This is a genomic window from Pseudomonas sp. 05N434 (genome assembly GCF_056396965.1).
Genome location: NZ_JBFTMK010000911.1, coordinates 1 through 1,127, shown reverse-complemented (window position 1 = coordinate 1,127; position 1,127 = coordinate 1). Strand labels below are relative to the sequence as shown.

The window sequence follows — 1,127 nt, the reverse complement described above, 5'->3', positions numbered from 1 at the left end:
GCAATACCCTGAACAACGTGCTGACCGGCAACAGCGGCAACAACGTGCTCAACGGTGGCGCGGGGCTGGATACGCTGATCGGCGGCGCCGGCGACGACACCTATATCCTCGACCAGGCCGGTGAACTGGCGCTGCTGCAGGAAACCGTCGACCAGGGCCATGACCTGCTGAACATTGCCTACGCCTCGACCCTGGCCAGCAGCACCGTCGACCTCAGTCAAAGCAACCTGCAGAACGTCGAAGATGTCACCGTCACCGGCCTCGGCAACTTCACCGTGATCGGCAACGACCTGAACAACATCCTGATAGGCAACGCCTACGACAACACCCTGCTAGGCGGGGCCGGCAACGACTGGCTGGATGGTTGGGCCGGCGCCGACAAGCTCATTGGCGGCAGTGGCGATGACACCTATGTCATCTACAACAACGGTGTACAAGTCACTGAACTGGCTGACGAAGGCCACGACCTGATCCAGACGGCAGTAAGTTACTATTTGGAAGACAACGTCGAAGACGCTGTGCTGCTCGGTTCTGCAGCGCTGAGCCTCACGGGCAACAAGCTCGACAACCGTCTGACCGGCAACGCCGCCGCCAATATCCTCGACGGCCGGGGCGGGGCCGACACCCTCGACGGCGGTGCCGGTAACGACACCTACTACGTCGATAACGTCGGCGACACAGTGATCGAACGCGGTACCTCGCTGAGCGAAATCGACACGGTGCTGTCGTCGATCAGCTACACCTTGGGCAGCAACGTCGAGAACCTGACCCTTATCGACTTCAACGACCTGAATGCTACCGGTAATGCCCTGAATAACCGCATCGTCGGTAACTACGGCGACAACACCCTGGACGGAGGACTTGGCGCCGACGTCATGATCGACGACCGCGGCAGCGACACCTACATCGTCGACAACCTCAAGGACGTGGTCATTGAGACCGGCCTCTCGCTGTGGGATATCGACACCGTACGCGCCTCGGTGAGCTGGACCCTGGGCGCCAACCTGGAAAACCTCACCCTCACCGGCAGCGACAACCTCACCGGCGTCGGCAATGCCCTGAACAACGTGCTGACCCGGCAATACCCTGAACAACGTGCTGACCGGCAACAGCGGCAACAACGTGCT

1 protein-coding gene is annotated in these 1,127 nt (G+C 60.9%); it reads left to right on the top strand.

Features of this window, described 5'->3' with window-relative positions:
* The coding region (locus tag AC1DLB_RS30635) for a calcium-binding protein (protein WP_477786358.1) at window positions 1-1,127 on the top strand (1,127 nt) is incomplete at both ends.